This window comes from Nocardia sp. A7 (genome assembly GCF_046549215.1).
GTDB lineage: Bacteria > Actinomycetota > Actinomycetes > Mycobacteriales > Mycobacteriaceae > Nocardia.
The window spans coordinates 132,631-157,097 of record NZ_JAJPWE010000007.1 but is presented as its reverse complement, the minus strand read 5'-3'; the positions used below and the strand labels follow the sequence as shown (position 1 = coordinate 157,097).

The window sequence follows — 24,467 nt, the reverse complement described above, 5'->3', positions numbered from 1 at the left end:
TGAACCTCATCGATCGGGGTGTATTTCTGACATGCCGCGCACGCTGGGATGCACTGCGCAACGGTGGGGGAGCGACTACTTGCCGCTGGTGTCGATCAGGCCGCCGTCTTTGAGCGACCAGTGCTCGCCGATGAAGGTCTGGATGCCGACGGCCTCGAGCGGAAAGCCGTCGTTCGCACCGGTTTTCATCGAGATGCCGGGCAGCATCAGGTCGGCGGAGACGTTGTCCAACGAGCGCATCGCGTCCCGCAGGCCCTCGCGCGTCGGGCACTTCGCCGCGTCCATGGTCTTGCGGAAGCTCTCGGCCATCGTCCAACCGGCCATGGCGTGCTGGTTCTCGGGATCGGCGCCGGGGGCGTACTGCGCGAGCTTGGCGCGGTAGTTCTGCATGCCGGCGTCAGCGGCCCAGCGCGGGTCGGCGGCGTCCTTGAGGAACGCCGCGGTCACGGTGCCCTGGACGTTGGGCAGCCCGACCGGGCGCAGGGTGGCCATGGTGTTGGAGACCACGGCGAGCACGTGCAACGGATTCCAGTCGGCGTTGCGCACATCGGCGGCCAGCGCCTGTGAGGCGAACTTGGGCGTCGAGAAGTTCAGCAGCACATCGGCTTTGGAATTGGCCAGGTTGCGGACCTGGGCGTCGACGGTGGGGTCGGTGACCTCGAAGCTCTGCTCGGCGATCACCTTCACCCCACTACCCGCGACACCCTCGGTGAACGCCGCGAGCAGGTCCTTGCCGAAGTCGTCGTTCTGATAGAGCACCGCCACGGTCGCGTTCGGCCGTTGCGCCTTCACGTACTGCGCGTAGGCCATGCCTTCGGTGCGGTAGCTGGGCTGCCAGCCCATGGTCCACGGGTTCTCGGTAGCGGAACCGAATTTGTTCGCCCCGGTGGCGACGAAGATCTGCGGCACCTTGCGCTGGTTGAGGTAGTCGGTGACCGCCGAAGAGGTTGCCGTGCCGAGGGTTTGGAAGACCGCGAACACCTGGTCCTGTTCGACCAGGCGGCGGGTCTCCTCGACTGTCTTGGGCGGCTGGTAGCCGTCGTCGCGGACGATGTACTCGACTTTGCGGCCGTCGATGCCGCCCTGCTCGGCGTTGACGTAGTCGAAGTAGGCCTTGGCGCCCTTGGGGATCTCGCTGTAGGCCGACGCCGGACCCGACAGCGGGTACGCCCCGCCGAGTTTGATGGTGGTGTCGGTGATTCCGGTGGTCTGCTGACCCTGGCAGTCGCCTTGACCGACGGAGCCGGTCTCCTCGCCACGACCACCACACGCGGTGAGGGTCGCGAGTAGCGCCGCCGCCATGCCGATGTTGCGGATTGCGTTAGTGCGCATGAGTTTTCCCTTTCCGGACACGATGTCCGAGCCATTGCGTCCACTGGGTGGCCAGGCCGGCCAAACCCTTCGGCGCGAGGTACATGACCGCGATGATCAGCAGTCCGAAGATGACGCCGGGTGCGGCTTGGTTGACGTCCTGGGCGAAGCTGGGCACGAACATCACGAACAGTCCGCCCAGCAGCGGGCCCCAGGTGGTACCGAGCCCGCCGACGACGAGCCCGGCCAGCAGCGTGATCGACAGCGTCAGCGCGAAGGAATCCGGCGAGACGTAGGCGATCACCCAGGTGTAGACACAGCCGGCGACACCGGCCAGCAGCGCGCTCCAGGCGAAGGCGAGTGTTTTGTAGTGGGCCAGGTTGACCCCGAGTACTTCGGCGGCGATCTCGTTGTCGCGCATCGCGTGCAGTGCGCGGCCGACTCGGGAGCGCAGCATTCCGGCGACCAGTACGAAGCTGAGCACGGTGATGGCCAGTGCCAGGAAGTACAGCCACTGGTCCTCTGCGAGCCCGGTCCACGCGGGTGGGACGGGCTTGGCGACGGTCAGGCCCATGGAACCGCCGGTCAGGCTGTCGAACCGTTTGAGCAGTGGCACCAGGAAGATCGCGATGGCCAGGGTGACCAGTGCCAGGTAGAGCCCGCGCAGTCGCAGCGCAGGCACGCCGAGGGCGAAGCCGAGGACGAAGGTGACCGCGGCGGCGATCGGGATGGTCGCGAAATACGGTGTGTCCCAGTGTTCCATCGCGATCGCGGCGGTGTAGGCGCCGATGGCGAAGAACGCACCGTGGCCCAATGAGATCTGGCCGGTGTGGCCGACCAGCAGGTTCAGCCCGAGCAGGGTGACCGCGTAGATCATGGCCATGGCCAGCTGGAAGGTGTGGAAGGGCACCAACTGGAAGGGTGCGGCGCAGGCGAGCAGGATGAGCGCGCCGGTCGCGATGAGTGGCCAGCGCACCGTATCCAGCCGGTGCAGTGCCGTTTTCGGCTCTGGTGCGACCGAAGGTGCTGTCGCAGTGTTCACTTCGCTCATACTCGTTCCACCGCCGCGTGTCCGAACAGACCTTGCGGGCGCAGCAGAAGCACGCCCAGGATGATCACCAATGGCACACCGATCTTGAGTTCGGTGCCGATCGCGTCGACGTAAGCGCCGGTGAGGGTTTCGGCGACGCCGACGATCAAACCGCCTGCCACCGCCCCGCCCGGGGAGTCGAACCCGCCCAGCGTCGCCGCCGCGAAGGCATAGATGAGGACTCCGCCCATCATGTTGGGATCGAGGAACAGCAGCGGTGCCGACAGCACACCGGAGACCGCCCCGACCAGCGCGGCCAGACCCCAGCCGAGCGCGAGCACGGTGCCGACCCGGATGCCGACGAGCTTGGCCGACTGCGGGTTACACGCCACCGCCCGCATCGCCAGCCCGATCCTGGTGTAGCGGAACAGCAGATACAGCAGCGCCATGACCACGCCGACGACGAGCAGAATGCCGAGACTGCCGTAGCCGATACTCAGGCCGCCACCACGTAGCGCCCCCTCCGGGAACGGGTTCGGGAACGACTTGGTCTGATACGACCAGATCCAGCCCGCGGTGGCGTGGATGGTGAAGAACAGCCCGACCGTGACGATCACCAGGGTGATCTCGGGTGCGCCCTCGACCGGACGGATGACCACTCGTTCGATCAGCATGCCGCCGGCGAAGGAGATGGCGAGGGTGAGGATCAGCGCGGCCCAGAACGGCATGACCTGGCTCAGCTGCCAGGCCAGGAACGCCGAGAACATGGCCAGCTCGCCTTGGGCGAAATTGACGATCCCGGTGAACCGGTAGATGAGTACCAGTGCCAGCGCGAGACCCGCGTAGATGGCGCCCGCGGACAGACCCTCGACGAGTTGCTGCAGGAATTCGATCACGGTTTCACCTGGATTCCCAGGTAGGAGCGGGTGACCTGCTCATCGGCCCTGATCTGCTCGGCGGTGCCCGACAAGACGATGCGCCCGGTTTCCAGGACGTGCGCCTGCTGGGCGACATTGAGCGCCAAGTGGGCGTTTTGTTCGACGACGATCACCGTGGTGCGTTCCTCTTCGTTGATGGTGGCGACGATCCCGAACAGCTCCTGGGTGACCAGCGGTGAGAGGCCGAGCGATGGTTCGTCGAGCAGCAGCAGACGTGGCCGCAGCATCAGCGCCCGGCCGATGGCGAGCATCTGCTGCTGGCCGCCGGACAGGCCGCCCGCGGCGTCGCGCTGTTTGTCACGCAGGATCGGGAAGTAGTCGTAGACGCGGCGCAGGTCGGTTTCGACGGCGGCGCGGTCACGGCGGGGGTAGGCGCCGAGGCGCAGGTTCTCTTCGACGGTGAGCGGGGCGAAGGTGCCGCGACCCTCGGGAACATGGGCGACGCCGAGGCGCGCCATCGATTCCGGTGCGCGACCGGAGACTTCGTCACCGTCGAGCAGTAGGCTGCCGCGCACCTTGATCATCCCGCACAGGGCGCGCAGCAGGGTGGTCTTGCCCGCGCCGTTGGGGCCGAGGATCGCGCATACCGTGCCTCGTGCGACCGAAAAGCTCACGCCGTGCAGGACTTTCGCGGCACCGTAACCGGCGTGCAAATCGGTCACCGTCAGGAACGCCTCGTCTGCTGTCGGCCAGTGCTCGCTCATGCCGAAGCTCCCAGGTAGGCGCGGATGACTGCCGGGTCCTGCTGTACCGCTTCGGGTTTGCCCTCGGCGATCACCTGGCCGAACTCGAGGCAGATCACCCGATCGCAGGTGCCCATCACGAAACCCATGTGGTGCTCGACGACGATCACGGTCAGCGCGAGGTCGGCCTGCAGGGCGCGCAGGCGGCCGGCGAATTCGTCCACTTCCCCGTGGCTCAGGCCGTTCACCGGTTCGTCGAGCAGCAGCAGTTGTGGTCGCACCGCCAGCGCTCTGGCGAGTTCGATGCGTTTGAGGGTGCCGAACGGCAGGCCCGCGGCCGGATGGTCGGCGACCGCGGTCAGGTCGAGGCGTTCGAGCAGTTCGTCGGCTTCGGCGCGCAGCAGCTTTTCCTCCTTGCGGACCTTCGGCAACCGCAGTCCGGCGGAAACGAAGCCCGCGCAGGCCCGGTGGTGCGCGCCGACGAGGACGTTCTCGCGCACCGAGAGGCGGGGGAACAGACCAAGGTTCTGGAAGGTGCGGGCGATGCCGAGCCCGGCGAGGGCGTCGGGCCGCACGGTCGACAGGTCGGTGTCGAGGTAGCGCATGGTGCCCGATGTCAGCCGGTTGCGTCGGGTCATGCAGTTGAACAGGGTGGTCTTGCCCGCTCCGTTGGGTCCGATCAGGCCGACCATCTCGCCGGGAGCGACCGTGAACCCGACGTCCTGCAGGGCGGTGATACCGCCGAAGCGCACCGTCAGGTTGGATATCTCGAGCATGCGAGAAGACTAAGACCGCAGGTAGGAGCCCACATTGGACGTTGTGGACCAAGAACTGTGCCGGTCCTCGTCCGCTGCGGACAGTGTGATGTGGTTGACACTGTCGGCGGACCGATGCACACTCCCGAAACATGTCAGCTGTGTCACGTATATCCGTTTCGACCGACTCCGAGCAGGTGCAGGCCGAGCGTCGGCGGATTGCGGGCTGTGCCTACGAACACGCCGACGAGATCGCCGACGACGTGATGGCCAAGATCTGCGTCCAGCTGCCCGGGTACGCCACCGCGGGTCCCGGAGTGCTCGACGATGTGCACGATCAGCTCGCCCGGCTCAGTCGTACCGGGCTCGGTGCGCTGCTCGAACACCGACGCGTGCGCCCGGCCGATGTCGCCTACACCAGGCAGGCCGCGGCGCGGCGGGCCCGCACCGGGCTGCCGCTGGTCGACTACATCGCCGCCTTCCGCCTCGGCCAGCGGGCCATGTGGAAAACCCTGCTCGCGCACGCGGGCGATTCCGAGGCCGGACAGGCGGCGGTGCTGTCGCTGGCGGGGCCGCTGGCGCGCTACACCGATCTGATCAGTACCCAGGCGACCGACGCGTACCTGGAATTCCAGCAGTACGTGACCGCTGAATCCGGGCGCGACTCGCAGGCGCTGATGGACGCACTGCTCGACGGCGCGCTGCCCGCGAGCGGTCCGCATCTGTCGGTGGCCACCGCGCACGGCATCGGCACCGAACGCAACACGCCGGTGGTCGTGGTCACCGCGGTGGTGCTCGATCGAGCGGAGCGCAGCGAGGATTCAGGCGAAAGATTCAGTGAAGCAAGGCAATTGGTATCCGCGGCAATGGCGCGGTGCACGGTCAACGGGCTGCGGACGCTGTCGGTGGTCCGGGGATCGGAGATCGTCGCCGTGCCCGCGCTGCGTCCCGGCGGCGCGGCCGACGAGCTGTGTGAGCGGCTGCGCGCGATGCAGGACGAACTCGGTGCGGAGGGCATCACCCTGGCCGTCGGCGTGAGCACCGCGGTCACCGAGGTCGCTCAGATTCCGCGCGCCTATCGGCAGGCGCAGGCCGCGCTCGAACTCCTGCCGGAAGGCGGTGGGGTGCTCGCGTTACCGCAGATCACACCGTTCAAGTATCTGCTCCTGCGGGCCGATGACACCACCCGTCAACTGGTCGACCCGCGCATCGGCAGCGCACTGGCCGAGGATCGGGTGCGCGGCGGGACACTGGCGGAGACGATCCGCGCGTTCGCCGCCGCCGACATGAATCTGCGCGAGGCCGCCGACACGCTGCACATCCACCTCAATACCGCCAAATACCGGATCGGCCGGATCCAGGAGCTCACCGGCCGGAATGTGCGCAGCGTGAACGACCTCGTCGAACTGCTGGTGGCGATCGAACTGGCTGCTGTTATAAACGAGGCATGAGCCTCGACCCCGCCATCGCCGCCCGCCTCAAGCGCACCGAGGACGGACTGATCGCCGCGATCGCGCAGGAGAAGGCCACCGGCGACGTGCTGATGATGGCCTGGATGGACGACGAGGCGCTGGCCCGCACGCTGGAAACCCGCAAGGCGACCTACTATTCGCGCTCGCGTCAGCAGTACTGGGTCAAGGGCGAGACCTCCGGACACACCCAGTACGTGCACGAGGTGCGGCTGGATTGCGACGGCGACACACTGCTGCTGATCGTCGATCAGGAGGGCGCGGCCTGCCACACCGGCACCCACACCTGTTTCGACACCGACGTACTGCTCGCCGCCGACTAGTTGCCGTCTTCGACGAGCACCCGGTTCAGCCGGTCGGACAGGGCTTCTCCGAGCACCGCCAGTTGCGCGGTCTGCTCAGCGGTGAGTCCGTCGAGGACGAGGCTGCGCACCGCGGCCACATAGCCGGGGGCCGCCTCGATCACTTTCTCGAAACCCGCGTCGGTCAGGACCGCGTACACCCCCCGCCTGCCCGCGGTGGTGTCGCGTCGCGCCCAGCCGAGACGTTCCAGCTTCGACACCACATGCGACAACCGCGATAGCGACGCATTTGCTTTGTGGGCGAGATCACTCAGTTGCAGGCGATGGCCCGCCTCCTCCGACAGCAGGCTGAGCACCCGGAATTCGAAATGGGTGAGCCCCGACTCGCGTTGCAGCCGGGTGTCCAACGCGCTGGGGATCCTGGTCATGAGCGCGACGATCGCTTGCCACGCGCGTTGTTCGCCAGGGTCGAGCCACTGGGTCATCGCCGGTACTGCCTCGCGGCCGGGCGGCGGGCATGGGGGAGTGGGGCGCGCACAAGAAAGAGTTTGCCACGACGTCGCTGTGGCGTCCGCGAGTTGGCGGCGGTCGTGAGGTCACTCACATCACCGCGGGAGTGCAGGTGAGGTCAGCGGTCGCCGGTCATCGGCGGCGTGGTGGGCTCCGGCCGGCGTGCCGCGGCCTTGGTGGCCTTGTGGCGGCTGAGTCCGCGCTTGCCCATCAGCGCGATCACCAGCGCGAACAGCACCGCCGCGATGATGGCGCCGACCAGACAGGCGCCGCGAAAGGCGGGCGCGTCGACATCGAGAATGCGTTGACCGGCGTGTGCGGCATTGTTGCCACCGAGCACGATCGTCAGGGTCATCAGATTCGGCAGCGAGCAGACCAGGGCGATGATCACCGCCGCGCCTGCCATGAACTTGCCGCCCTTGCGGTTCCAGACCCGCACCGCGAAGACCACCAGCAGCAGCGGCACCAGGGTGAACACGAACCCGTACACCAGACCCCACCAGATGCCCGAGCTGAAACTGCCGTGCACGGTGTTGGCCAGCCGCTGCGCCCACCACCGGGGGATGAACGAGGAAAGAATGAAATAGGCGATCACCAGTACCGCCACCGTGGCCAGCGTCATGATCGCCCGGTTGCGCCACACGACAGCAGTGGACTTCTGACCGCTCGACTGCACCTCGCGGGTTGTCATCTGCCCAGCGTAGGTGCGTCGGGTCGCCGGGCGTCGGTCCGTCGCCCGGCGATTCGCCGACCGGTGTTACTCGGGCGTAGTGCTGCGTTCGCGCAGGAAGGCCAGTGCTTCGTCGGCATGCACGTTGGCACGCAGCTCGCCGGTGATGATCTTCAGGATCGTGCGGTCGGTATCGATGACGAAGGTGTGTCGCTTGACCGGGGCGAGTTTGCCGAGCAGGCCACGCTTCACGCCGAATTCGGCGGCCACCGCGCCGTCGTGATCGGAGAGCACCGGATAGTCGAGGCGCTGCTTGGTGGCGAAGCCGGCCTGCACTTCGGTGCTGTCGGTGCTGATGCCGACACAGGTGGCACCAAGCGCGGCGAATTCACCGCTCAGATCGCGGAAGTGGCAGGCCTCGGCGGTGCACACGGGGGTGTTGGCGGCGGGATAGAAGAACAGCACCAGCGGGCCGTCGGCGAGCAAGCCGTCGAGCGAGCGGGGCTGGGCGGACTGATCGGGGAGCTCGAACTGCGGAGCGCGCTGGCCTGGCTGCATGCCCAGACAGTAACGACCGGTGGACGAGTAGGGAAGATCCCCGCTCGCGGGCGCGAACGGGGATCCGGCTGCCTACTGATCGAGCAGGGCCGCGACGTCGGGGTTGCGGATCTGCATCACGTCGAGGATGCCGTGCGCGCGCAGCAATGGTTCGAGCTCACGGATGCGGTCGCTGTGCCCGGCGTACTCATCGGGGAAGTGTTTCTTGTCGAGATCCTGAATGGCTTTGGCGTAGGTGACGAACGAATTGAGCGCACTCGTCGCCGACTGCTGGCCGGGACCGTAGTGCTGCGACGGGGCGGCCAGACGGCCGTCCTGTGCGCCCTGGTGCGAGGGGTACAACATTGCTCCTCTCGGAAAGGGGATTACCGCATGCGACATGGAACGCGCGCGAGTGTAGTGATGCCGGTCACCGCCCGATTCGGCGCGGGGTCGGGTCCGCGCGCGTCGGCGGCGGCACGCCTGGGATGATGGGGCCATGCAGGGCGCGTCGACACCAACCACCACGACCCGCGAACAGTTCCGGCTGCTCGCCGCCGAGCACCGGGTCGTCCCGGTGACCCGAAAGGTGCTGGCGGACTCCGAAACTCCGCTCTCGGCCTATTCCAAACTGGCGGGTGACCGGCCGGGCACCTTCCTGTTCGAGTCCGCGGAGAACGGGCGCTCCTGGTCGCGCTGGTCGTTCATCGGCGCGGGCAGCCCGTCGGCGCTGACCGTCCTCGACGGTGAAGCCGCTTGGCTCGGCACCGTGCCCGCGGACGCACCCACCGGCGGCGACCCGCTGCGCGTGCTGCACGACACCCTCGAACTGCTGCGCACCGAACGTCTGCCCGGGCTGCCGCCGCTCACCGGCGGCATGGTCGGCTATCTCGGTTACGACGCGGTGCGCCGGATCGAACGGCTGCCCGAGCTCGCCGACGACGATCTGCGACTGCCCGAACTGGTGCTGATGCTGGCCACCGACCTGGCCGCGTTCGACCACCACGAAGGCGCGATCACCCTCATCGCCAACGCGGTGAACTGGGACGGCACCGACTCCCGCGTCGACGCCGCCTATGACGACGCCGTCGCCCGGCTCGACCGGATGACCGCGGCGCTGGCCATCCCGGCGCCCTCGACGGTGTCGGTCTTCGACCAGCCCGAACCGCAGTTCCTGCGCCGGCGTTCCACCGAGGAATTCGGTGCGGGCGTGCGCCGCCTGATCAAGGAGATCGAGGCGGGCGAGGCCTTCCAGGTGGTGCTCTCGCAGCGCTTCGAAATGGACTACAGCGGGTCACCGCTCGCGGTCTACCGGATGTTGCGGGCCTCGAACCCGAGCCCGTACATGTATCTGATGCACATCCCCGACGGCGCGGGTGGCACCGCGTTCTCCATCGTCGGATCCAGTCCCGAATCGCTGGTCACCGTGAAAGACGGGGTGGCCACGACACATCCGATCGCGGGCACCCGCTGGCGTGGCGAGAGCGCCGAGGACGACATCCTGCTCGAGAAGGACCTCCTCGCCGACGAGAAGGAGAACGCCGAGCACCTGATGCTCGTCGACCTCGGCCGCAACGACCTGGGCCGGGTGTGCCGTCCCGGCACCGTCAAGGTCACCCAGTACCGCCACGTCGAGCGCTACAGCCACGTGATGCACCTGGTCTCGACGGTGTCCGGGATGCTGGCCGAGGGCAAGGTCGCGCTCGACGCGGTGCGGGCCTGCTTCCCGGCGGGCACGCTGTCGGGTGCGCCGAAGGTGCGGGCGATGGAACTGATCGAGGAACTCGAACCGACGCGGCGCGGCATCTACGGCGGCGTGGTCGGCTACCTCGACTTCGCCGGCGACGCCGACACCGCCATCGCCATCCGCACGGCCCTGCTCAAGGACGGCACCGCCTACGTCCAGGCGGGCGCGGGCGTGGTCGCCGATTCCGACCCGATCGCCGAGGACACCGAGGCCCGCAACAAGGCCATGGCGGTACTCAAGGCGATCGCGGCGGCACAGACCCTGCGCACGTACGAAGGCGGGGACCTGTGACGGCCACGCCAGGAGAAGACGCCACCGATAGCCTCGGCCCGGCCGGCGCCGCCGTGCCGGACAACGTCGCGCCGGCCGCGAAGCCGATCGTCGCGGTGGTGCTGCTGGCGTTCGCCGCGGCGGGGCTGTGGGCGTCCTCGCGGATGACGTGGGTGACGGTGTACTCGGCCGACGGGCTCACCGAACCGCGCACCGACGATCTCAACGGTGGCGTGTGGTTCGGGGCGCTCACACCCCTGGCACTGGTGCTGGTCGCCGCGATCGCGGCGGTGTTCGCGGTCAAGGGCGTGCTGCGTCAGCTGCTCGGGGTGGTGATCTCGGTAGTGGCCGCGGCCGCCGCGGTGCCGGGCTTCGCGCTGGCGGTCGGCGCGGGCAAGACCGCCGATCGGGCGGGCACGCTGGCCGAGTTGCCGGTGCGCGCGGTGGTGAGCTCCGCCGACACACACCTCGCCCCCGCTGTCCTGTCGATCTTCGCGGCGAGCCTGGCACTGGCCGCGGGCATCCTGCTCACCCGCCGTAGCGGCGACCCCGCCGAGGTCTCCGACAAGTACGACAACCCGGTGTTCCGTCGCGCCGACGCCAGCGCCGCGGTGAGCAAGCAGAACGCGGAGACCGGCACCGCGGCGCCACTGTCGGACCGAGTGCTGTGGGACGCGCTCGACGCGGGCACCGACCCGACCGACACCGACGAGACACCCGGCGCCGGGCACCATCCGGCGCAGGAGAGCAAGTGACCAGCAGCACCCCCGCCGCAGTGACACGCGCGGCGGCCATTTATTCTTTATCAGCATCGGTGAGACAGCGCCCGAGGGGACTCTCGGGCGAGAAGTGCGTCTCCCCAGAAAGGATTCGAGCCAGATGACGGTACTCGACTCGATTCTCGACGGGGTGCGGGCGGATGTTGCCGCTCGCGAAGCCCTCCTCGATTTTCAAGCGATCAAAGCTGCTGCCGCCGCGGTCAAGGGGCCGCTGGACGCACACGCCGCGCTGCACGAGGACGGAATCGGTGTCATCGCGGAGGTGAAGCGTGCCAGCCCCTCCAAGGGCGCGCTGGCCGACATCCCGGATCCCGCCGTGCTGGCCAAGGCCTACGAAGACGGTGGCGCGCGCATCATCAGCGTGCTCACCGAGGGCCGCCGCTTCGGTGGCTCGCTCGACGATCTAGACGCCGTGCGTGCCGCCGTGAACATCCCGGTGCTGCGCAAGGACTTCGTCGTCGGCCCGTACCAGATCCACGAGGCCCGGGCCCACGGCGCCGACGTGATCCTGCTGATCGTGGCCGCCCTCGAACAGGACGTGCTCGCCTCGCTGATCGACCGCACCGAATCCCTCGGCATGACCGCCCTGGTGGAAGTGCACACCGAGGAAGAGGCCGACCGCGCCCTCGAAGCCGGTGCGTCGGTGATCGGCATCAACGCACGCAACCTCAAGACCCTCGAGGTCGACCGTGATGTGTTCGCGCGGATCGCGCCCGGCCTGCCCTCCGAGGTCATCCGGGTGGCCGAGTCCGGCATCCGCGGCACCGCCGACCTGCTGGCCTACGCCGGTGCGGGCGCCGATGCCGTGCTCGTCGGTGAAGGCCTGGTGACCAGCGGTAACCCGCGTTCGGCCGTGTCCGAACTGGTGACCGCGGGCACGCACCCGTCCTGCCCGAAGCCGGCTCGGCGGAGCATCCGGTGACGGTGCTCCCACCGGCGAGCGCCGGCGTCGCGCAGCATTCCGACTACGAGCCCGACGCGGGCGGGCACTTCGGCGTCTACGGCGGACGCCACGTCCCCGAGGCGCTGATGGCCGTGATCGAAGAGGTCACCGCCGAGTACGACAAGATCCGCACCGACCGCGGCTTCCTCGACGAGCTCGACCGACTGCAGCGCGACTACACCGGCCGTCCTTCACCGGTGTTCGAATGCACCAGGCTGGCCGAACACGCCGGTGGCGCAAGGATTTTCCTCAAGCGTGAGGACCTCAACCACACCGGCTCGCACAAGATCAACAATGTGCTCGGCCAGGCGTTGCTCGCCAAGCGGATGGGCAAGACGCGGGTCATCGCCGAGACCGGCGCTGGCCAGCACGGCGTCGCCACCGCCACCGCGTGCGCGCTGCTCGACCTGGACTGCGTGATCTACATGGGCGCGGTCGACACCGCCCGCCAGGCGCTGAACGTGGCCCGCATGCGGCTGCTCGGCGCCGAGGTGATTCCGGTGACCTCGGGTTCGCAGACCCTCAAGGACGCGATCAACGAGGCGTTGCGCGACTGGGTCAGCCACGCCGACGACACGTTCTACTGCTTCGGCACCGCCGCGGGTCCGCACCCGTTCCCGCTGCTGGTGCGTGATTTCCAGCGCGTGATCGGCCTGGAAGCGCGCGAGCAGATCCAGACCCAGGAGCAGGCGGGCAGGCTGCCCGACGCCGTCGTGGCCTGCGTCGGCGGTGGTTCCAATGCCATCGGCATCTTCCACGCCTTCATTCCCGACGCCGGCGTGCGCCTTGTCGGTTTCGAAGCGGCCGGTGACGGCGTCGAAACCGGTCGCCACGCTGCCACTTTCACCGGTGGCACCCCCGGTGCGTTCCAGGGCGCGTACTCGTACCTGTTGCAGGACGAGGACGGTCAGACCGTCGAATCGCATTCGATCTCGGCCGGTCTCGACTACCCGGGTGTCGGCCCCGAGCACGCCCACCTCAAGGACATCGGCCGCGCCGAATACCGGCCGGTCACCGACACCGAGGCGATGGACGCGCTGCTGCTGCTCTCGCGCACCGAGGGCATCATCCCGGCGATCGAGTCCGCGCACGCGGTGGCGGGCGCGCTGAAGCTGGGTGTCGAGTTGGGTGCGGGCACGGTCATCCTGGTCAACCTGTCCGGTCGCGGTGACAAGGACATGGATACCGCCGGGCGCTGGTTCGGTCTGTTCGACGACGATGCTGAGGAGCACAAGCAGTGAATCAGCAGTCGCGTCTCGCGAACACCTTCGCCGCCGCGCGTAGCGAAGGCCGGGCGGCGCTGATCGGCTACCTGCCCGCTGGTTATCCCGATCTCGCCGGTTCCATCGCCGCTGTCCGCGCGCTCGTCGAAGCCGGTTGTGACATCGTCGAAGTCGGTGTCGCCTACTCCGATCCCGTGATGGACGGCCCCGTCATCCAGGCCGCCGCCGAGCAAGCCCTGCGCAGCGGGGTGCGCGTGCGCGACGTGTTCTCCGTCGTCGAGGCGATCACCGATGCCGGTGGTCAGGCCGTGGTGATGAGCTACTGGAACCCGGTGCTCAAGTACGGCGTCGACAACTTCGCCCGCGACCTGGCCGCGGCCGGTGGCGCCGGAATCATCACGCCGAACCTGATCCCCGACGAGGCCGACGACTGGTTCGTCGCCTCCGCCACCCACAACCTGGATCGCATCTTCCTGGTCGCGCCGTCCTCGACCGAAGAGCGTCTGGTCAAGACCCTCGAAGCCTCGAGCGGTTTCATCTACGCGGCCTCGACCATGGGTGTGACCGGCGCCCGCGACGCGGTCTCCTCGGCCGCGCCCGCACTGTGCTCGCGCATCCGCACCCATTCCGACATCCCGATCGGCGTGGGCCTCGGCGTGCGCTCAGGCGCGCAGGCCGCCGAGATCGCCGCCTACGCCGACGGCGTCATCGTCGGCTCGGCCCTGGTCTCAGCAGTGCCGGAGGGCCTTGACGCAGTGCGTGCACTAACCGCCGAACTTGCCGAGGGTGTCCGCTCCGCGACCGTTCGATCCTGACTGCATAAACCAGCCCCGCACCCGCGACCCCTTGGGGCCGCGGACACGCGCGCGCCAGCGCGCCAAAAAACACAGGACAACCCGAACCCAGGTCTGTCCCCGGTTCCCGAACACCCGCACCCGTCATCCGACGTTCCACAGGCAGCCGAGTCGCCGTAGCCCTCTGCTGAGCCCGTCCACTACCGTGGGTCCCGTGAACTCAGTCCTGGCCTATATTCCGAGTCCGCCCCAGGGGGTCTGGCAACTCGGACCCTTCCCGCTGCGGGCGTACGCACTGTTCATCATTCTCGGCATCGTCGTCGCCATCTGGTGGGGTGAACGGCGGTGGCGCGAGCGCGGTGGTCAGCCGGGCGCCGTGCTCGATGTCGCGATGTTCGCCGTGCCGTTCGGCCTGATCGGCGGCCGGATCTATCACGTGGCCACCGATTGGCAGAAGTACTTCGGCGCGGGCAAGCACCCCGTCGAGGCGCTGTATATCTGGCAGGGCGGCCTCGGCATCTGGGGCGCGGTGTTCTTCGGTGCCATCGGCGCCTGGATCGGCTGCCGGATGTACAAGATCCCGCTGCCGCCGCTCGGCGACGCCGTCGCGCCCGCGGTGCTGCTGGCCCAGGCCATCGGCCGGCTCGGCAACTACTTCAATCAGGAGCTCTACGGGCGCGCCACCGACCTGCCGTGGGGTCTGGAGATCTACGAACGGTTCGACGCGGAGACCGGCGCGCGCGACATGATGAACGGGGTCTCGACCGGGCGGGTGCTCGAGGTGGTGCACCCGACGTTCCTCTACGAGCTCGTGTGGAACGTGCTGATCGTTGTCCTGCTGGTGCTGGTGGACAAGCGCTTCAAGATCGGCCACGGGCGCCTGTTCGCGCTGTACGTCGCCGGGTACAGCTTCGGCCGCTTCTTCGTCGAACTGATGCGCAGCGACGAAGCCACCCACATTCTCGGCATCAGGATCAACTCGTTCACCGCCGCGCTCGTCTTCCTCGGCGCCATGGCCTACTTCGCGTTGGCGACCAAGGGCCGCGAGACGCCCGCGCAGTTGCAGCCCGACAGCGCACCCCGCCCGTGGCCGTGGCAGTTCTCCGCGTTGCGTGCAGCCGGTGCGGCCGACAACGCCGCTGCCTCGGACTCCGAGACCGTGGCCGTCGACACCGTGAAGAAGACGGATACCGCTGCGGTGCAAGGTGATTCGAAGTCGGATGCCGACGCGGAGAATGCGGGCGACACGAAGGATCCCGCGGACGTGACCGGCGAGGACACCGTTACCGGCGGTGCCGAAGCCTCCTCCGAGCCGACGGAATCAGCGGCGAAGAAGTCCTGATCCACGACAGTTCTCAGAAAATCGACGGGCGTCCGGCAACATCGCGGGCGCCCGTCGCGATATTTCGTGTGTGTGGCGAGGGTCGATCGACGGCACCCGACAAGACAACGGTGGGCAGTACCGGCAACAATGGCCGGTGATCGTCGCGGGCGCACCGCCGTTCGGCCGATCGCCACTGGCCGGGGGCCACGACGGGTACCCGCACGAATGATGGAGGACATGAGTGACCGACCCCTATAACCCCAATCCACAGTACGGTCCTGACCTGAACAAGCCGCACGACTCCGGCTCGCAGCCGCAGTACGGTCAGCCTGCCTACGGTCAGCCGTCCGATCCGTACGCTCAGCAGCCGCAGCAGCCGGGCTACGGCCAGCCGCAGTACGGTGCGCCGCAGCCGCAGTACGGTCAGCCGTCGGATCCGTACGCGCAGCAGCCGCAGCCGGGTTACGGTGCCGCGCCGTACGGTGCCATGCCGCAGGGCTTCAACCCGAACGACCCGGAAGCGCCCTATGGCCGGGACATGTACGGCGTGCCGTTCTCGGACAAGCAGAAGCTGATGGCCGGTCTGCTGCAGATCTTCCTCGGCAGCTTCGGCGTCGGCCGTTTCTACCTGGGTTACACCGGTCTCGGCATCGCTCAGATCGCGGTCACCTGGCTGACCTGTGGCATCGGCGCCATCTGGCCGCTGATCGACGGCATCATGATGCTCACCGGCAAGGTGCCCGACGCGCAGGGTCGCCCGCTGCGCGACTGATCGTCGTCACTCGGGGATGAACGGGTGCTCTGCTCGCGCGGGGTGCCCGTTTCGCGTTTCCCTGGCGGTAATTGCGATCACGGTGAGCGATACTCTGTGTCGGTCTGTGGTGGCGCCGTAGCGTCGCTCGGTCTGCGCGTGCCCCCTACGCGCAGTGGAGAAAGGGATGTCCGTGCGCAAATTCATCGCCGCCGCCGTACTCGCTGTCGTCGCCGCGACGGGCCTGTCGGCCTGCTCGTCCGCGTCCGACCCGAACGTGCTGAAGGTGGGCACCGAGGGCACCTACGCGCCGTTCAGCTATCAGGAGGGCGGCACGCTCACCGGCTACGACGTCGAGGTCGCCGAGGCGGTCGGCGAAAAGCTCGGCAAGCGGGTGGAATTCGTGCAGACCCCGTGGGATTCGATCTTCGCCGGACTCGAGTCCAAGCGCTTCGATCTGGTCGCCAACCAGGTCACCGTGAACCCCGAGCGCACGGCGAAGTACGCGCTGTCACAGCCGTACACGACGTCGGAGGGCGTGATCGTCACCAAGTCCGACAACACCACCATCACCTCGCTGGCGAGCCTGTCGGGCAAGACCACCGCGCAGTCGGCCACCAGCAACTGGAGCAAGGTCGCCTCGGGCGCCGGCGCGAAAGTCGAAGCGGTGGAAGGGTTCGTGCAGGCGGTGCAGCTGCTGAAGGCAGGCCGGGTCGACGCCACCGTCAACGACACCCTCGCCGTCGGCGAGTACACCAAGAAGACCGGTGACGCCGGCATCAAGATCGCTGCCAAGACCGGCGAGACCAGCAAGCAGGCCTTCGCCGCCCGCTCCGGCGACACCGCCCTCATCAGCGACGTCGACAAGGCCCTCGAAGAGCTGCGCGCCGACGGCACCCTGGCCCGGCTGTCGGAGAAGTACTTCGGCACCGACGTCAGCAAATAGCGGATGGATCCGGCTACCTGGGAGCTGATCCGGCACAACCTGGTGCCGATGCTGAAGGCCACGGTGACGATGACGTTGCCGCTCACGGCCGTCAGCTTCGTCATCGGCCTGGCCATCGCGGTGGGTGTCGCGCTGGCCAGGATGTCGTCGCGGCGGGTGCTGTCGGCGCCCGCCCGCTTCTACATCTCGATCATCCGCGGCACCCCGCTGCTGGTGCAGCTGTTCATCGTCTTCTACGCGCTGCCGCAATTCGGGATCGTCATCGATCCGTTCCCCGCCGCGGTGATCGCGTTCAGCCTCAATGTCGGCGGGTACGCCGCGGAGGTGGTGCGCTCGTCGATCATGAGCGTCGCGCACGGGCAGTGGGAGGCCGCGCAATCGTTGGGCATGACCTATGTGCAGACGCTCTGGCACATCGTTTTCCCGCAGGCCGCGCGGATCGCGGTGCCCCCGCTGTCGAACACCCTGATCTCTCTGGTCAAGGACACGTCCCTGGCCTCGACCATTCTGGTCACCGAACTGCTGCGCACCGCCCAGCTGGCCGCCGCCCCCACCTTCGACTTCTTCGCCCTCTACGGCGTCGCGGCGGTCTACTACTGGGTGATCTGCCTGATCCTCGGCTTCGGTCAAACCCGCTTGGAAACAAGACTTTCCAGACACGTCGCCGTGCGGTGAGAACTGATTTCGTGAACACATGGATAACTCATCGGGAACGCTCGGCCCCCGCCTCATCGAAACCGCCGGTCCGGTCGACAGCTGACCGCAAACCAGCCGACCGGCCGAATTCGCGGGGACGAGGACAAGCACTAGGCTGGGGGCCGTGATGCGACGGACGAAGATTGTGTGCACCCTGGGACCGGCCACTGCTACCCAGGATCGTATTCGTGAGCTCGTCGAAAGCGGCATGGATGTGGCCCGGCTGAATTTCAGCCACGGCGACCACGCCGACCACGCCGACAACTACAAGATGGTCCGCGCGGCCTCGGACGAGACCGGCCGCGCGGTCGGCATCCTCGCCGACCTCCAGGGCCCCAAGATCCGCCTCGGCCGCTTCACCGACGGCAAGACCGTGTGGGCCAACGGTGAGCAGGTGCGGATCACCGTCGACGAGGTCGACGGCACCCACGACCGTGTCTCGACCACCTACCGAGAGCTCGCCAAGGACGCCAAGGCCGGTGACCGGCTGCTCGTCGACGACGGCAAGGTCGGCCTCACGGTGGAATCCGTGGAGGGCAACGACGTCGTCTGCCGGGTCACCGAGGGTGGCCCGGTGAGCAACAACAAGGGTCTGTCGCTGCCCGGCATGAACGTGTCGGTGCCCGCCCTGTCCGAAAAGGACATCGCCGACCTCGAATTCGCCCTGGAACTGGGCGTCGACTTCATCGCACTGTCCTTCGTGCGCTCGCCGTCGGACATCGAACTCGTGCACGACATCATGGACCGTGTCGGCCGCCGGGTCCCGGTGATCGCCAAGCTGGAGAAGCCGGAGGCGATCGAGAACCTCGAGGCGATCGTGCTGGCCTTCGACGCGGTGATGGTCGCCCGCGGTGACCTCGGTGTGGAGCTGCCCCTGGAGCAGGTGCCGCTGGTGCAGAAGCGCGCGATCCAGATGGCGCGCGAGAACGCCAAGCCGGTCATCGTCGCCACCCAGATGCTCGAGTCGATGATCGAGAACTCCCGCCCCACCCGCGCGGAAGCCTCCGACGTCGCCAACGCGGTACTCGACGGCGCCGACGCGGTGATGCTGTCGGGGGAGACCTCGGTCGGCGCCTGGCCGATCGACGCGGTGCGCACCATGGCCCGCATCGTCACCGCGGTCGAGACCGAAACCTCGCGGGTACCACCGCTGACCCACGTGCCGCGCACCAAGCGTGGCGTGATCTCCTACGCCGCCCGCGATATCGGCGAGCGGCTCAACGCCAAGGCCCTTGTCGCGTTCACCCAGTCCGGTGACACCGTGCGCCGCCTTGCGCGTCTGCACACCCCGCTGCCGCTGCTGGCGTTCACCCCGATGCCGGAGGTGCGCAGCCAGCTCACGCTGAGCTGGGGCACCGAGACGTTCATCGTGCCCATGGTGGACACCACCGACGCGATGATCCATCAGGTGGATCAGGCGCTTTTGTCGCTGGAGCGTTATCGCAAAGGTGACCTGGTGGTCATCGTCGCCGGTTCCCCTCCGGGTACCGTCGGTTCCACCAACCTTATCCACGTGCACCGCATCGGCGAAGAGGACCACTAATAGTGAGCAGTTCGATCGACATCGAGACCACCCAGGGCGAGCCGACACCCGATCTGCGGGTGTTGCTCGATCTGCTCGATCTCGAGTCGATCGGCGAGGACACCTTCCTGGGCAAGCACCCGGAGAAGGTGTGGAGCCGCACCTTCGGCGGTCAGCTGGTGTCGCAGGCGATCGTCGCCGCCGGACGCACGGCAGGCGACCGGCCGCTGCACGCGATCAATGCGCACTTCGTGCGCGGCGGTGATGTGAAGAAGCCGATCGAGTACCACGTGCAGCGCCACCGCGACGGTCGCTCGCTGGCCAATCGGACGGTGACCGCCAGCCAGGACGGCCAGGAGCTGTTCGTCATGCTGGCCGCGTTCCAGGACTTCGGCAAGGGCCTCGAGCACGCCCACGACGGCCCGGACGTGCCCGATCCCGAAACCCTGCCCCGGGTGGAGGAGAGCTTCGCCGGCTTCGAGGACAAGCTGGAGATGTTCATCAAGGCCCCGCACCCGATCGACATGCGCTACACCAACGATCCGTCGTGGATCCTCAAGGGCACCGGTGAGAAGCTCAACCACAACCGGGTCTGGATGCGCACCGACGGCCGGTTACCGGACGATCAACTGCTGCACGTGGCCGCGCTCGGCTACTCCTCCGACACCACGGTGCTCGATTCGATCATCACCACGCACGGTCTGTCCTGGGGGCTGGACCGGATTCTCGCGGCGACGGTGAACCATTCGATCTGGTTCCATCGCCCGTTCCGGTTCGACGACTGGGTGCTCTACGCCACCGAGTCACCGGTCGCGGCGGGCTCGCGGGGGCTGGCGACGGGCCGGTTCTATTCGCGCACAGGCGAATTGATCGCCACCACCGTGCAGGAAGGCGTCATCCGGCACTTCCCGGCTCGCTGAGCTCAGCGATCGGGCGAGCAGCTCAGCGCAGTTCGCGGTCGAGTTCCGGTGCGACGACGTCGGTGCGCTGATATGCGCGCAGGGTGAACGGCACACTGCACGCGGGCTGCGGTGGTGTCGCGCCGTAGACCGCCAGCGCGAGACCGTGTTCGAGATCGGCGATGTCGGCCTCGGTGAGATCGGCCGACTCGCCGACCAGGCTCAGCGCGATCTCATAGGTACTCTCCGCGCTCGGATCGACGCCGGGACAGCAACTGCGCCACTGTGATTCGAGGTCGTGATGGACCGGATCGCTCGCATCGACGGGCAGCGTGAACCGCCAGGCATAGACATCACGGTCGTGTACGTGGTCGTCGAGGACCGTCCGGACACTGGCGACGATGCGGTCGAGGGTCTCCGGTGTCACAAACACATGGAGCGAAACATCCGAAATGCGTTTCGGCAAGTCTGTCGTCCCGTCGTGTGTCGAACCTGCAAAGGGGTAACACCCACGTCCGCGCCGAAGTGTAATCCCTGCGCGCCGTGGCGAACAGCCCTACAGCTGTCGGTGGACCGAGGTTCGGCTCAGCGCCTGCGTTGCGCGGCCAGGAATGCCGACAGCGGACCGGGCCCACCCGGCGCTATCACCAGGCCGGGGCGATCGCCGTCGCCGGACAGTTTCGTCTGCTCGTGCGGTGCCAGCGCGCCCAGCACGGGGAACAGCAATTCGGCGATACGATCGCCGACCTCGAGAAAAGCCTCGGGCGAAAGGCCGATCGGATCGGCGATGTTCTCCCGGCCCACATAGGCCAGGTTGTTGCGCGCGTGATGTAGTGCGGCAATGGATTTCGCGCCGGTGACCTTGGCGATGCGATGCGCCTCGGCGAGGGTGAAGGTGCGTGGGGCGACGCCGAAGGCCAGCTCGCCGACCTGATCACGGAGGGAATCGGTCATCGTCAACACCAGATCGGCGCGATCGACCATCTCGGGCTTGAGTTTTCGGGCCTTGAAACCCTCGGTGTCGCCACCGAGGCCCTGGATCGTCTCCACGGCCAGTGGCTCGGGCGGAAAACCGACCAGAGCCCTGGTGCCCGCGCTCTCGGCTGTGAGGCTGGGTAAACCGTGCGCTGCTGCGAACGCCCGCGTGAGTCGTTCGGCGATCACCGAACGACAGACATTGGAGTTGCAGACGAAGAGCACGTGCATACCGACACCGTAATCGGGTCGATTGTCACGGAGTAGGCCGGAATTGTAACCATCACAAGCGTGGTACTACCTATTCACCTTTCGGTTGAACGCCGTACATCATTCACGATGCGCAAATCCGTTGTGTGTGACCGTGATACCCGCGAGATATGGTGTAGAAACCTCGTAGTGATATGTGTCGGTCGTCACTCTTTCCGATCATAATAATTCGATTCGGTAATAACCGGTGGCACGGCGGGCGGGGTGCCGTGTACGCGGCCCCTGGTGGAGAACATCGGGCCGCGCGCGGGCACGACCGGCGCGAACGCCGCCAGCCCCGTGCCGGTGGACATGTCGTCGTATACCGCGTCGATGCCACCGCGACGGAAGTAGGCCTCGTGCCAGAAACCCGTGCCGCCGGAATCGCGCAGGAATTCGCCCCACCACTGCCGGTGCGGTTCCGATCGTGTCCAGCGCTCGAGCGAATCCAGATCGCGCCAGTACTGCCTGGCACCCCAATGCGGCGGGAACATCGACCACACGATGTCCTCGTGCCGCAGTAATCCGTCAGGCCGGTCGGCGTGTGAGCGATACAACTTCGGGCCGACGCCGAGTAGTCGCAGCACGCCGCGCGGGGTGCGCACCCGCATACCGAGCAGGATCATCACCAGGTCGGGGTAGTCATCGAGGTCGACCGTAGTCCTGTGCACGCGCATGAACGCAGCCCCTTCCATGGTGCCGTTTCGCGGTACTACGGGGCACGCGGGCGTTCGGTTCGACCGGCGGTTCGCTTCCCGGCGCGCCGAGACGCTATAGTGACCGCGGTGCGCCGGGTTGGCGGAACTGGCAGACGCGACGGTCTCAAAAACCGTTGTCCGAAAGGACGTGTGGGTTCGAGTCCCACACTCGGCACCACTACGGCGGAAGCGCGGCACCGGCCGCGCTCCGCGGGGGAGTATCCGGCGCAGGGTGTGCGCGATCTCATCGCAGGCGCATTCTCGGCGCGGAAGCGAAAGGTACTCTTTACATCGCCAGTCGTGGTGTGATCGACAGGCATCTCCAATCCAGAGGGGTCGAACCTATGAGCACGAACGCAGTCGGCGCCACGCGTGAGGCCGCGGCCAAGCGGGTCGTCGTCGCCGAGGATGAGGCCTTGATCCGGATGGACCTCGTCGAGATGCTCAGGGAAGAGGGCTACGACGTCGTCGGCGAAGCGGGTGACGGGCAGCAGGCCGTCGAGCTCGCCGAGGAGCTGCGCCCCGATCTGGTCATCATGGACGTGAAGATGCCGCGCCGTGACGGCATCGACGCCGCCGCCGAGATCGCGTCGAAACGTGTTGCGCCCGTGGTGATTCTGACCGCCTTCAGTCAGCGCGATCTGGTCGAGCGCGCGCGGGATGCCGGCGCGATGGCCTATCTCGTGAAGCCGTTCACCAAATCCGATCTGGTCCCCGCGATCGAACTCGCGGCGAGTCGTTTTCACGAAATCACCGCGCTGGAAACCGAAGTCGCGAATCTGTCGGATCGGTTGGAGACGCGCAAACTGGTCGAGCGGGCCAAGGGCGTGCTCATGCAGACCCAGGGTCTGTCGGAACCGCAGGCGTTCAAATGGATTCAGCGCACCGCGATGGATCGTCGCACGACGATGAAGGCCGTCGCCGAAGTCGTGCTGGAGAACCTCACTCCGCAGTAACTCGGTTCCGCTCTCACTGTATCGCGGGCCGGAAGCAGAAAATGTTTACGTAAGCGAAACAATAAAGTGAACTATTGCTGGACAACCGACCTCCGACATGATGCGAATGTGATGCGGATCTAACAAAGCGGCGATATGTTCTCTGCGGGCTGAACGTGGTCGGCCCCCTCGGTGAACCCGGGGAGCACAGGATATAGAGGTGAGACGTGCTCAGTTCGACATGGCGCAGTCGGTCGACGCGAGGAGTTCTGGTTATCGGAGCTGCCGCGTCGTTGGTGTTGTCCGGATGCAGTGACAAGTCGTCGGATGGCGGCGGTGGCGGCAACACCGATCTCTCCATCCAGTCGGTCGTTCAGCTCGATACCCAGGGCAAGGCCGTCGCGACGACCGACGCCGGTGCGGCCGCGGACCCCGCAGGCGACGGCAAGGCCAAGTGCGCGCCGGTGACCCTCGGCATGGCGGGCCCGCTGACCGGCGGTAACGCCGCCCTCGGCATCAACATCATCATGGGCGTGAAGCTCGCGCTCGACCAGCACAACAAGGCCAACCCGGACTGTCAGGTCTCGGTGAAGCAGTTCGACACCGAGGGCAAGCCGCAGATCGCCAGCCAGGTGGTCCCGACGATCGTCGCCGACCCGAACATCGTGGCCCTTGTCGGCCCGACCTTCTCGGGTGAGACCAAGGCGACCGGCCAGATCCTCAGTGAGGCAGGCATGCCCACGCTGACGGCGTCGGCCACGAACCCCACCTTGACCACCAACGGCTGGAAGACCTTCTTCCGTGGCCTCGGCAACGACGACTCGCAGGGTCCGGCCGTGGCCAACTACCTGACCGGCGAGAAGGGCTTCAAGAAGATCTGCGTCGTGCAGGACAACACCGACTACGGTGCCGGTCTGGCGAAGGCCTTCATCACCGCCGCGGGCCCCGCGGCCGACGCCTCCTGCGGGACGAGCGTCAAGGAAGGTGACAAGGACTTCTCGGCAGCGGTCTCGAAGCTGTCCGCGGCCAAGCCCGACGCCATCTTCTACGCCGGTTACTACGCCGAGGCGGCACCGTTCGTGCAGCAGCTGCGTTCCGGTGGCGTGACCGCGGCCTTCGTTTCCGCCGACGGCACCAACGATCCCGAGTTCGTCCGTCAGGCCGGTTCCTCGTCCAAGGACGCGCTGCTGTCGTGCCCGTGCAGCCCCGCGCCGGAGAAGTTCGCCGCCGATTACAAGGCGCTCAACGGCCAGGCACCCGGCGTCTACTCCGTCGAGGGCTACGACCTGACCACGATCCTGCTCAAGGGCATCGATTCCGGCAAGGTCACCCGCGCCGAGCTCGTCGACTACGTCCGTAACTACAACGGCACCGGTGTCGCCCGCCAGTACAAGTGGGGCGAGACCGGCGAGCTGGCCAACATCCAGATCTGGATGTACCAGGTCAAGTAGTTCCGATGACGTGTGCAGCGGTGCGCGTGGTGATCCCACGCGCACCGCGCGCCTGACGCG

At 67.2% G+C, this 24,467-nt stretch carries 27 protein-coding genes and 1 tRNA gene; 16 read left to right on the top strand and 12 right to left on the bottom strand.

Annotation, left to right across the window (positions count from 1 at the left end):
- Nucleotides 1-75: 75 nt before the first annotated feature.
- From ACLJPD_RS30725 to ACLJPD_RS30705, 5 genes are read right to left on the bottom strand one after another with little or no spacing between them, the layout of a single operon-like run.
- Nucleotides 76-1,332: an ABC transporter substrate-binding protein gene (locus tag ACLJPD_RS30725; RefSeq protein WP_410876781.1), complete on the bottom strand. Its 1,257-nt coding sequence runs from the start codon at nt 1,330-1,332 to the stop codon at nt 76-78.
- Nucleotides 1,322-2,362: a branched-chain amino acid ABC transporter permease gene (locus ACLJPD_RS30720; protein WP_410876780.1), complete on the bottom strand. Its 1,041-nt coding sequence runs from the start codon at nt 2,360-2,362 to the stop codon at nt 1,322-1,324. The genes ACLJPD_RS30725 and ACLJPD_RS30720 overlap by 11 nt, the downstream gene beginning before the upstream one ends.
- On the bottom strand, nt 2,359-3,237 hold the full coding sequence (locus ACLJPD_RS30715) for a branched-chain amino acid ABC transporter permease (protein ID WP_410876779.1): 879 nt from the start codon (nt 3,235-3,237) through the stop codon (nt 2,359-2,361). The genes ACLJPD_RS30720 and ACLJPD_RS30715 overlap by 4 nt, the downstream gene beginning before the upstream one ends.
- Nucleotides 3,234-3,983: an ABC transporter ATP-binding protein gene (locus tag ACLJPD_RS30710; RefSeq protein ID WP_410876777.1), complete on the bottom strand. Its 750-nt coding sequence runs from the start codon at nt 3,981-3,983 to the stop codon at nt 3,234-3,236. Before ACLJPD_RS30710 ends, ACLJPD_RS30715 begins: the two co-directional genes overlap by 4 nt.
- Nucleotides 3,980-4,738: an ABC transporter ATP-binding protein gene (locus tag ACLJPD_RS30705; protein WP_410876776.1), complete on the bottom strand. Its 759-nt coding sequence runs from the start codon at nt 4,736-4,738 to the stop codon at nt 3,980-3,982. Before ACLJPD_RS30705 ends, ACLJPD_RS30710 begins: the two co-directional genes overlap by 4 nt.
- A gap of 140 nt (nt 4,739-4,878) precedes the next feature.
- On the opposite strand from ACLJPD_RS30705, the gene ACLJPD_RS30700 reads away from it, so the two are divergent.
- Together ACLJPD_RS30700 and hisI are read left to right on the top strand one after the other, a co-directional pair.
- A complete protein-coding gene (locus ACLJPD_RS30700) occupies nt 4,879-6,168 on the top strand; it encodes a PucR family transcriptional regulator (protein WP_410876775.1) in 1,290 nt (429 codons plus the stop codon).
- Nucleotides 6,165-6,509, top strand: a complete 345-nt coding sequence (gene hisI / locus ACLJPD_RS30695; RefSeq protein ID WP_378637196.1) for a phosphoribosyl-AMP cyclohydrolase — start codon at nt 6,165-6,167, stop codon at nt 6,507-6,509. Before ACLJPD_RS30700 ends, hisI begins: the two co-directional genes overlap by 4 nt.
- Here the strand turns inward: hisI and ACLJPD_RS30690 are convergent.
- The 4 genes from ACLJPD_RS30690 to ACLJPD_RS30675 form a co-directional block, all read right to left on the bottom strand.
- The gene (locus ACLJPD_RS30690; protein ID WP_410876773.1) at nt 6,506-6,973 is read right to left on the bottom strand and encodes a MarR family winged helix-turn-helix transcriptional regulator; all 468 of its coding nucleotides are present in this window, start codon (nt 6,971-6,973) and stop codon (nt 6,506-6,508) included. The two genes, hisI and ACLJPD_RS30690, sit on opposite strands and share 4 nt — an antisense overlap.
- 143 nt (nt 6,974-7,116) lie before the next feature.
- Nucleotides 7,117-7,689, bottom strand: a complete 573-nt coding sequence (locus tag ACLJPD_RS30685; protein WP_410876772.1) for a permease — start codon at nt 7,687-7,689, stop codon at nt 7,117-7,119.
- A 66-nt stretch (nt 7,690-7,755) separates the two neighbouring features.
- The gene (locus ACLJPD_RS30680; RefSeq protein ID WP_410876770.1) at nt 7,756-8,226 is read right to left on the bottom strand and encodes a peroxiredoxin; all 471 of its coding nucleotides are present in this window, start codon (nt 8,224-8,226) and stop codon (nt 7,756-7,758) included.
- 72 nt (nt 8,227-8,298) lie between these two features.
- Nucleotides 8,299-8,571 carry a hypothetical protein gene (locus tag ACLJPD_RS30675; protein WP_410876768.1) on the bottom strand — a complete coding sequence of 91 codons (273 nt, stop codon included), beginning with the start codon at nt 8,569-8,571 and terminating at the stop codon, nt 8,299-8,301.
- A gap of 133 nt (nt 8,572-8,704) precedes the next feature.
- Between ACLJPD_RS30675 and ACLJPD_RS30670 the strand changes: the two genes are divergently transcribed.
- The 11 genes from ACLJPD_RS30670 (at nt 8,705) to ACLJPD_RS30620 (ending at nt 20,120) form a co-directional block, all read left to right on the top strand.
- Complete coding sequence (locus ACLJPD_RS30670) at nt 8,705-10,243, top strand: anthranilate synthase component I (protein WP_410876766.1); 1,539 nt, start codon at nt 8,705-8,707, stop codon at nt 10,241-10,243.
- A complete protein-coding gene (locus ACLJPD_RS30665) occupies nt 10,240-10,977 on the top strand; it encodes a TIGR02234 family membrane protein (RefSeq protein WP_410876764.1) in 738 nt (245 codons plus the stop codon). Before ACLJPD_RS30670 ends, ACLJPD_RS30665 begins: the two co-directional genes overlap by 4 nt.
- Before the next feature lie 124 nt (nt 10,978-11,101).
- Entirely contained in the window at nt 11,102-11,923 is an 822-nt protein-coding gene (gene trpC, locus ACLJPD_RS30660) for an indole-3-glycerol phosphate synthase TrpC (protein WP_410876762.1), read from the top strand.
- Nucleotides 11,920-13,185 (top strand): tryptophan synthase subunit beta, encoded by a 1,266-nt coding sequence (gene trpB / locus ACLJPD_RS30655; RefSeq protein WP_410876761.1) that lies wholly within the window; start codon nt 11,920-11,922, stop codon nt 13,183-13,185. Before trpC ends, trpB begins: the two co-directional genes overlap by 4 nt.
- Entirely contained in the window at nt 13,182-13,982 is an 801-nt protein-coding gene (gene trpA, locus ACLJPD_RS30650) for a tryptophan synthase subunit alpha (RefSeq protein ID WP_410876759.1), read from the top strand. Before trpB ends, trpA begins: the two co-directional genes overlap by 4 nt.
- Nucleotides 13,983-14,166: 184 nt before the next feature.
- On the top strand, nt 14,167-15,303 hold the full coding sequence (gene lgt / locus ACLJPD_RS30645) for a prolipoprotein diacylglyceryl transferase (RefSeq protein ID WP_410876757.1): 1,137 nt from the start codon (nt 14,167-14,169) through the stop codon (nt 15,301-15,303).
- A 223-nt stretch (nt 15,304-15,526) separates the two neighbouring features.
- A complete protein-coding gene (locus ACLJPD_RS30640) occupies nt 15,527-16,057 on the top strand; it encodes an NINE protein (RefSeq protein ID WP_410876755.1) in 531 nt (176 codons plus the stop codon).
- Between the two features lie 172 nt (nt 16,058-16,229).
- Nucleotides 16,230-16,982: an amino acid ABC transporter substrate-binding protein gene (locus ACLJPD_RS30635; RefSeq protein ID WP_410876902.1), complete on the top strand. Its 753-nt coding sequence runs from the start codon at nt 16,230-16,232 to the stop codon at nt 16,980-16,982.
- A gap of 3 nt (nt 16,983-16,985) precedes the next feature.
- A complete protein-coding gene (locus tag ACLJPD_RS30630; RefSeq protein ID WP_410876753.1) occupies nt 16,986-17,657 on the top strand; it encodes an amino acid ABC transporter permease in 672 nt (223 codons plus the stop codon).
- A gap of 145 nt (nt 17,658-17,802) precedes the next feature.
- Nucleotides 17,803-19,221 carry a pyruvate kinase gene (gene pyk / locus ACLJPD_RS30625; RefSeq protein ID WP_410876751.1) on the top strand — a complete coding sequence of 473 codons (1,419 nt, stop codon included), beginning with the start codon at nt 17,803-17,805 and terminating at the stop codon, nt 19,219-19,221.
- A 2-nt stretch (nt 19,222-19,223) separates the two neighbouring features.
- Nucleotides 19,224-20,120, top strand: a complete 897-nt coding sequence (locus tag ACLJPD_RS30620) for an acyl-CoA thioesterase (RefSeq protein ID WP_410876749.1) — start codon at nt 19,224-19,226, stop codon at nt 20,118-20,120.
- 22 nt (nt 20,121-20,142) lie between these two features.
- On the opposite strand, the gene ACLJPD_RS30615 is transcribed toward ACLJPD_RS30620, so the two are convergent.
- The 3 genes from ACLJPD_RS30615 to ACLJPD_RS30605 form a co-directional block, all read right to left on the bottom strand.
- Nucleotides 20,143-20,526 carry a hypothetical protein gene (locus ACLJPD_RS30615; RefSeq protein ID WP_410876747.1) on the bottom strand — a complete coding sequence of 128 codons (384 nt, stop codon included), beginning with the start codon at nt 20,524-20,526 and terminating at the stop codon, nt 20,143-20,145.
- Nucleotides 20,527-20,684: 158 nt separating this feature from the next.
- The gene (locus tag ACLJPD_RS30610) at nt 20,685-21,305 is read right to left on the bottom strand and encodes a low molecular weight phosphatase family protein (protein ID WP_410876745.1); all 621 of its coding nucleotides are present in this window, start codon (nt 21,303-21,305) and stop codon (nt 20,685-20,687) included.
- 185 nt (nt 21,306-21,490) lie between these two features.
- Nucleotides 21,491-22,000, bottom strand: a complete 510-nt coding sequence (locus tag ACLJPD_RS30605; RefSeq protein ID WP_410876743.1) for a monooxygenase family protein — start codon at nt 21,998-22,000, stop codon at nt 21,491-21,493.
- 112 nt (nt 22,001-22,112) lie between these two features.
- Here ACLJPD_RS30605 and ACLJPD_RS30600 point away from each other — a divergent pair.
- The 3 genes from ACLJPD_RS30600 to ACLJPD_RS30590 all read left to right on the top strand — a co-directional run bounded on the left by ACLJPD_RS30600 (nt 22,113) and on the right by ACLJPD_RS30590 (nt 24,407).
- A tRNA-Leu gene (locus ACLJPD_RS30600) sits at nt 22,113-22,199 on the top strand.
- 166 nt (nt 22,200-22,365) lie between these two features.
- Nucleotides 22,366-22,977 carry an ANTAR domain-containing response regulator gene (locus ACLJPD_RS30595; RefSeq protein ID WP_410876741.1) on the top strand — a complete coding sequence of 204 codons (612 nt, stop codon included), beginning with the start codon at nt 22,366-22,368 and terminating at the stop codon, nt 22,975-22,977.
- 272 nt (nt 22,978-23,249) lie between these two features.
- On the top strand, nt 23,250-24,407 hold the full coding sequence (locus ACLJPD_RS30590) for a branched-chain amino acid ABC transporter substrate-binding protein (protein WP_410876739.1): 1,158 nt from the start codon (nt 23,250-23,252) through the stop codon (nt 24,405-24,407).
- The last annotated feature ends 60 nt before the right edge of the window (nt 24,408-24,467 follow it).

Bases quoted from the DNA above. Each gene is read 5' to 3' on its own strand.
- ACLJPD_RS30725 (WP_410876781.1), bottom strand. From the start codon at position 1,332: ATGCGCACTAACGCAATCCGCAACATCGGCATGGCGGCGGCGCTACTC.
- ACLJPD_RS30720 (WP_410876780.1), bottom strand. From the start codon at position 2,362: ATGAGCGAAGTGAACACTGCGACAGCACCTTCGGTCGCACCAGAGCCG.
- ACLJPD_RS30710 (WP_410876777.1), bottom strand. From the start codon at position 3,983: ATGAGCGAGCACTGGCCGACAGCAGACGAGGCGTTCCTGACGGTGACC.
- ACLJPD_RS30705 (WP_410876776.1), bottom strand. From the start codon at position 4,738: ATGCTCGAGATATCCAACCTGACGGTGCGCTTCGGCGGTATCACCGCC.
- hisI (WP_378637196.1), top strand. From the start codon at position 6,165: ATGAGCCTCGACCCCGCCATCGCCGCCCGCCTCAAGCGCACCGAGGAC.
- ACLJPD_RS30690 (WP_410876773.1), bottom strand. From the start codon at position 6,973: ATGACCCAGTGGCTCGACCCTGGCGAACAACGCGCGTGGCAAGCGATC.
- ACLJPD_RS30685 (WP_410876772.1), bottom strand. From the start codon at position 7,689: ATGACAACCCGCGAGGTGCAGTCGAGCGGTCAGAAGTCCACTGCTGTC.
- ACLJPD_RS30680 (WP_410876770.1), bottom strand. From the start codon at position 8,226: ATGCAGCCAGGCCAGCGCGCTCCGCAGTTCGAGCTCCCCGATCAGTCC.
- ACLJPD_RS30675 (WP_410876768.1), bottom strand. From the start codon at position 8,571: ATGTTGTACCCCTCGCACCAGGGCGCACAGGACGGCCGTCTGGCCGCC.
- ACLJPD_RS30670 (WP_410876766.1), top strand. From the start codon at position 8,705: ATGCAGGGCGCGTCGACACCAACCACCACGACCCGCGAACAGTTCCGG.
- trpC (WP_410876762.1), top strand. From the start codon at position 11,102: ATGACGGTACTCGACTCGATTCTCGACGGGGTGCGGGCGGATGTTGCC.
- ACLJPD_RS30630 (WP_410876753.1), top strand. From the start codon at position 16,986: ATGGATCCGGCTACCTGGGAGCTGATCCGGCACAACCTGGTGCCGATG.
- ACLJPD_RS30610 (WP_410876745.1), bottom strand. From the start codon at position 21,305: ATGCACGTGCTCTTCGTCTGCAACTCCAATGTCTGTCGTTCGGTGATC.
- ACLJPD_RS30605 (WP_410876743.1), bottom strand. From the start codon at position 22,000: ATGCGCGTGCACAGGACTACGGTCGACCTCGATGACTACCCCGACCTG.
- ACLJPD_RS30595 (WP_410876741.1), top strand. From the start codon at position 22,366: ATGAGCACGAACGCAGTCGGCGCCACGCGTGAGGCCGCGGCCAAGCGG.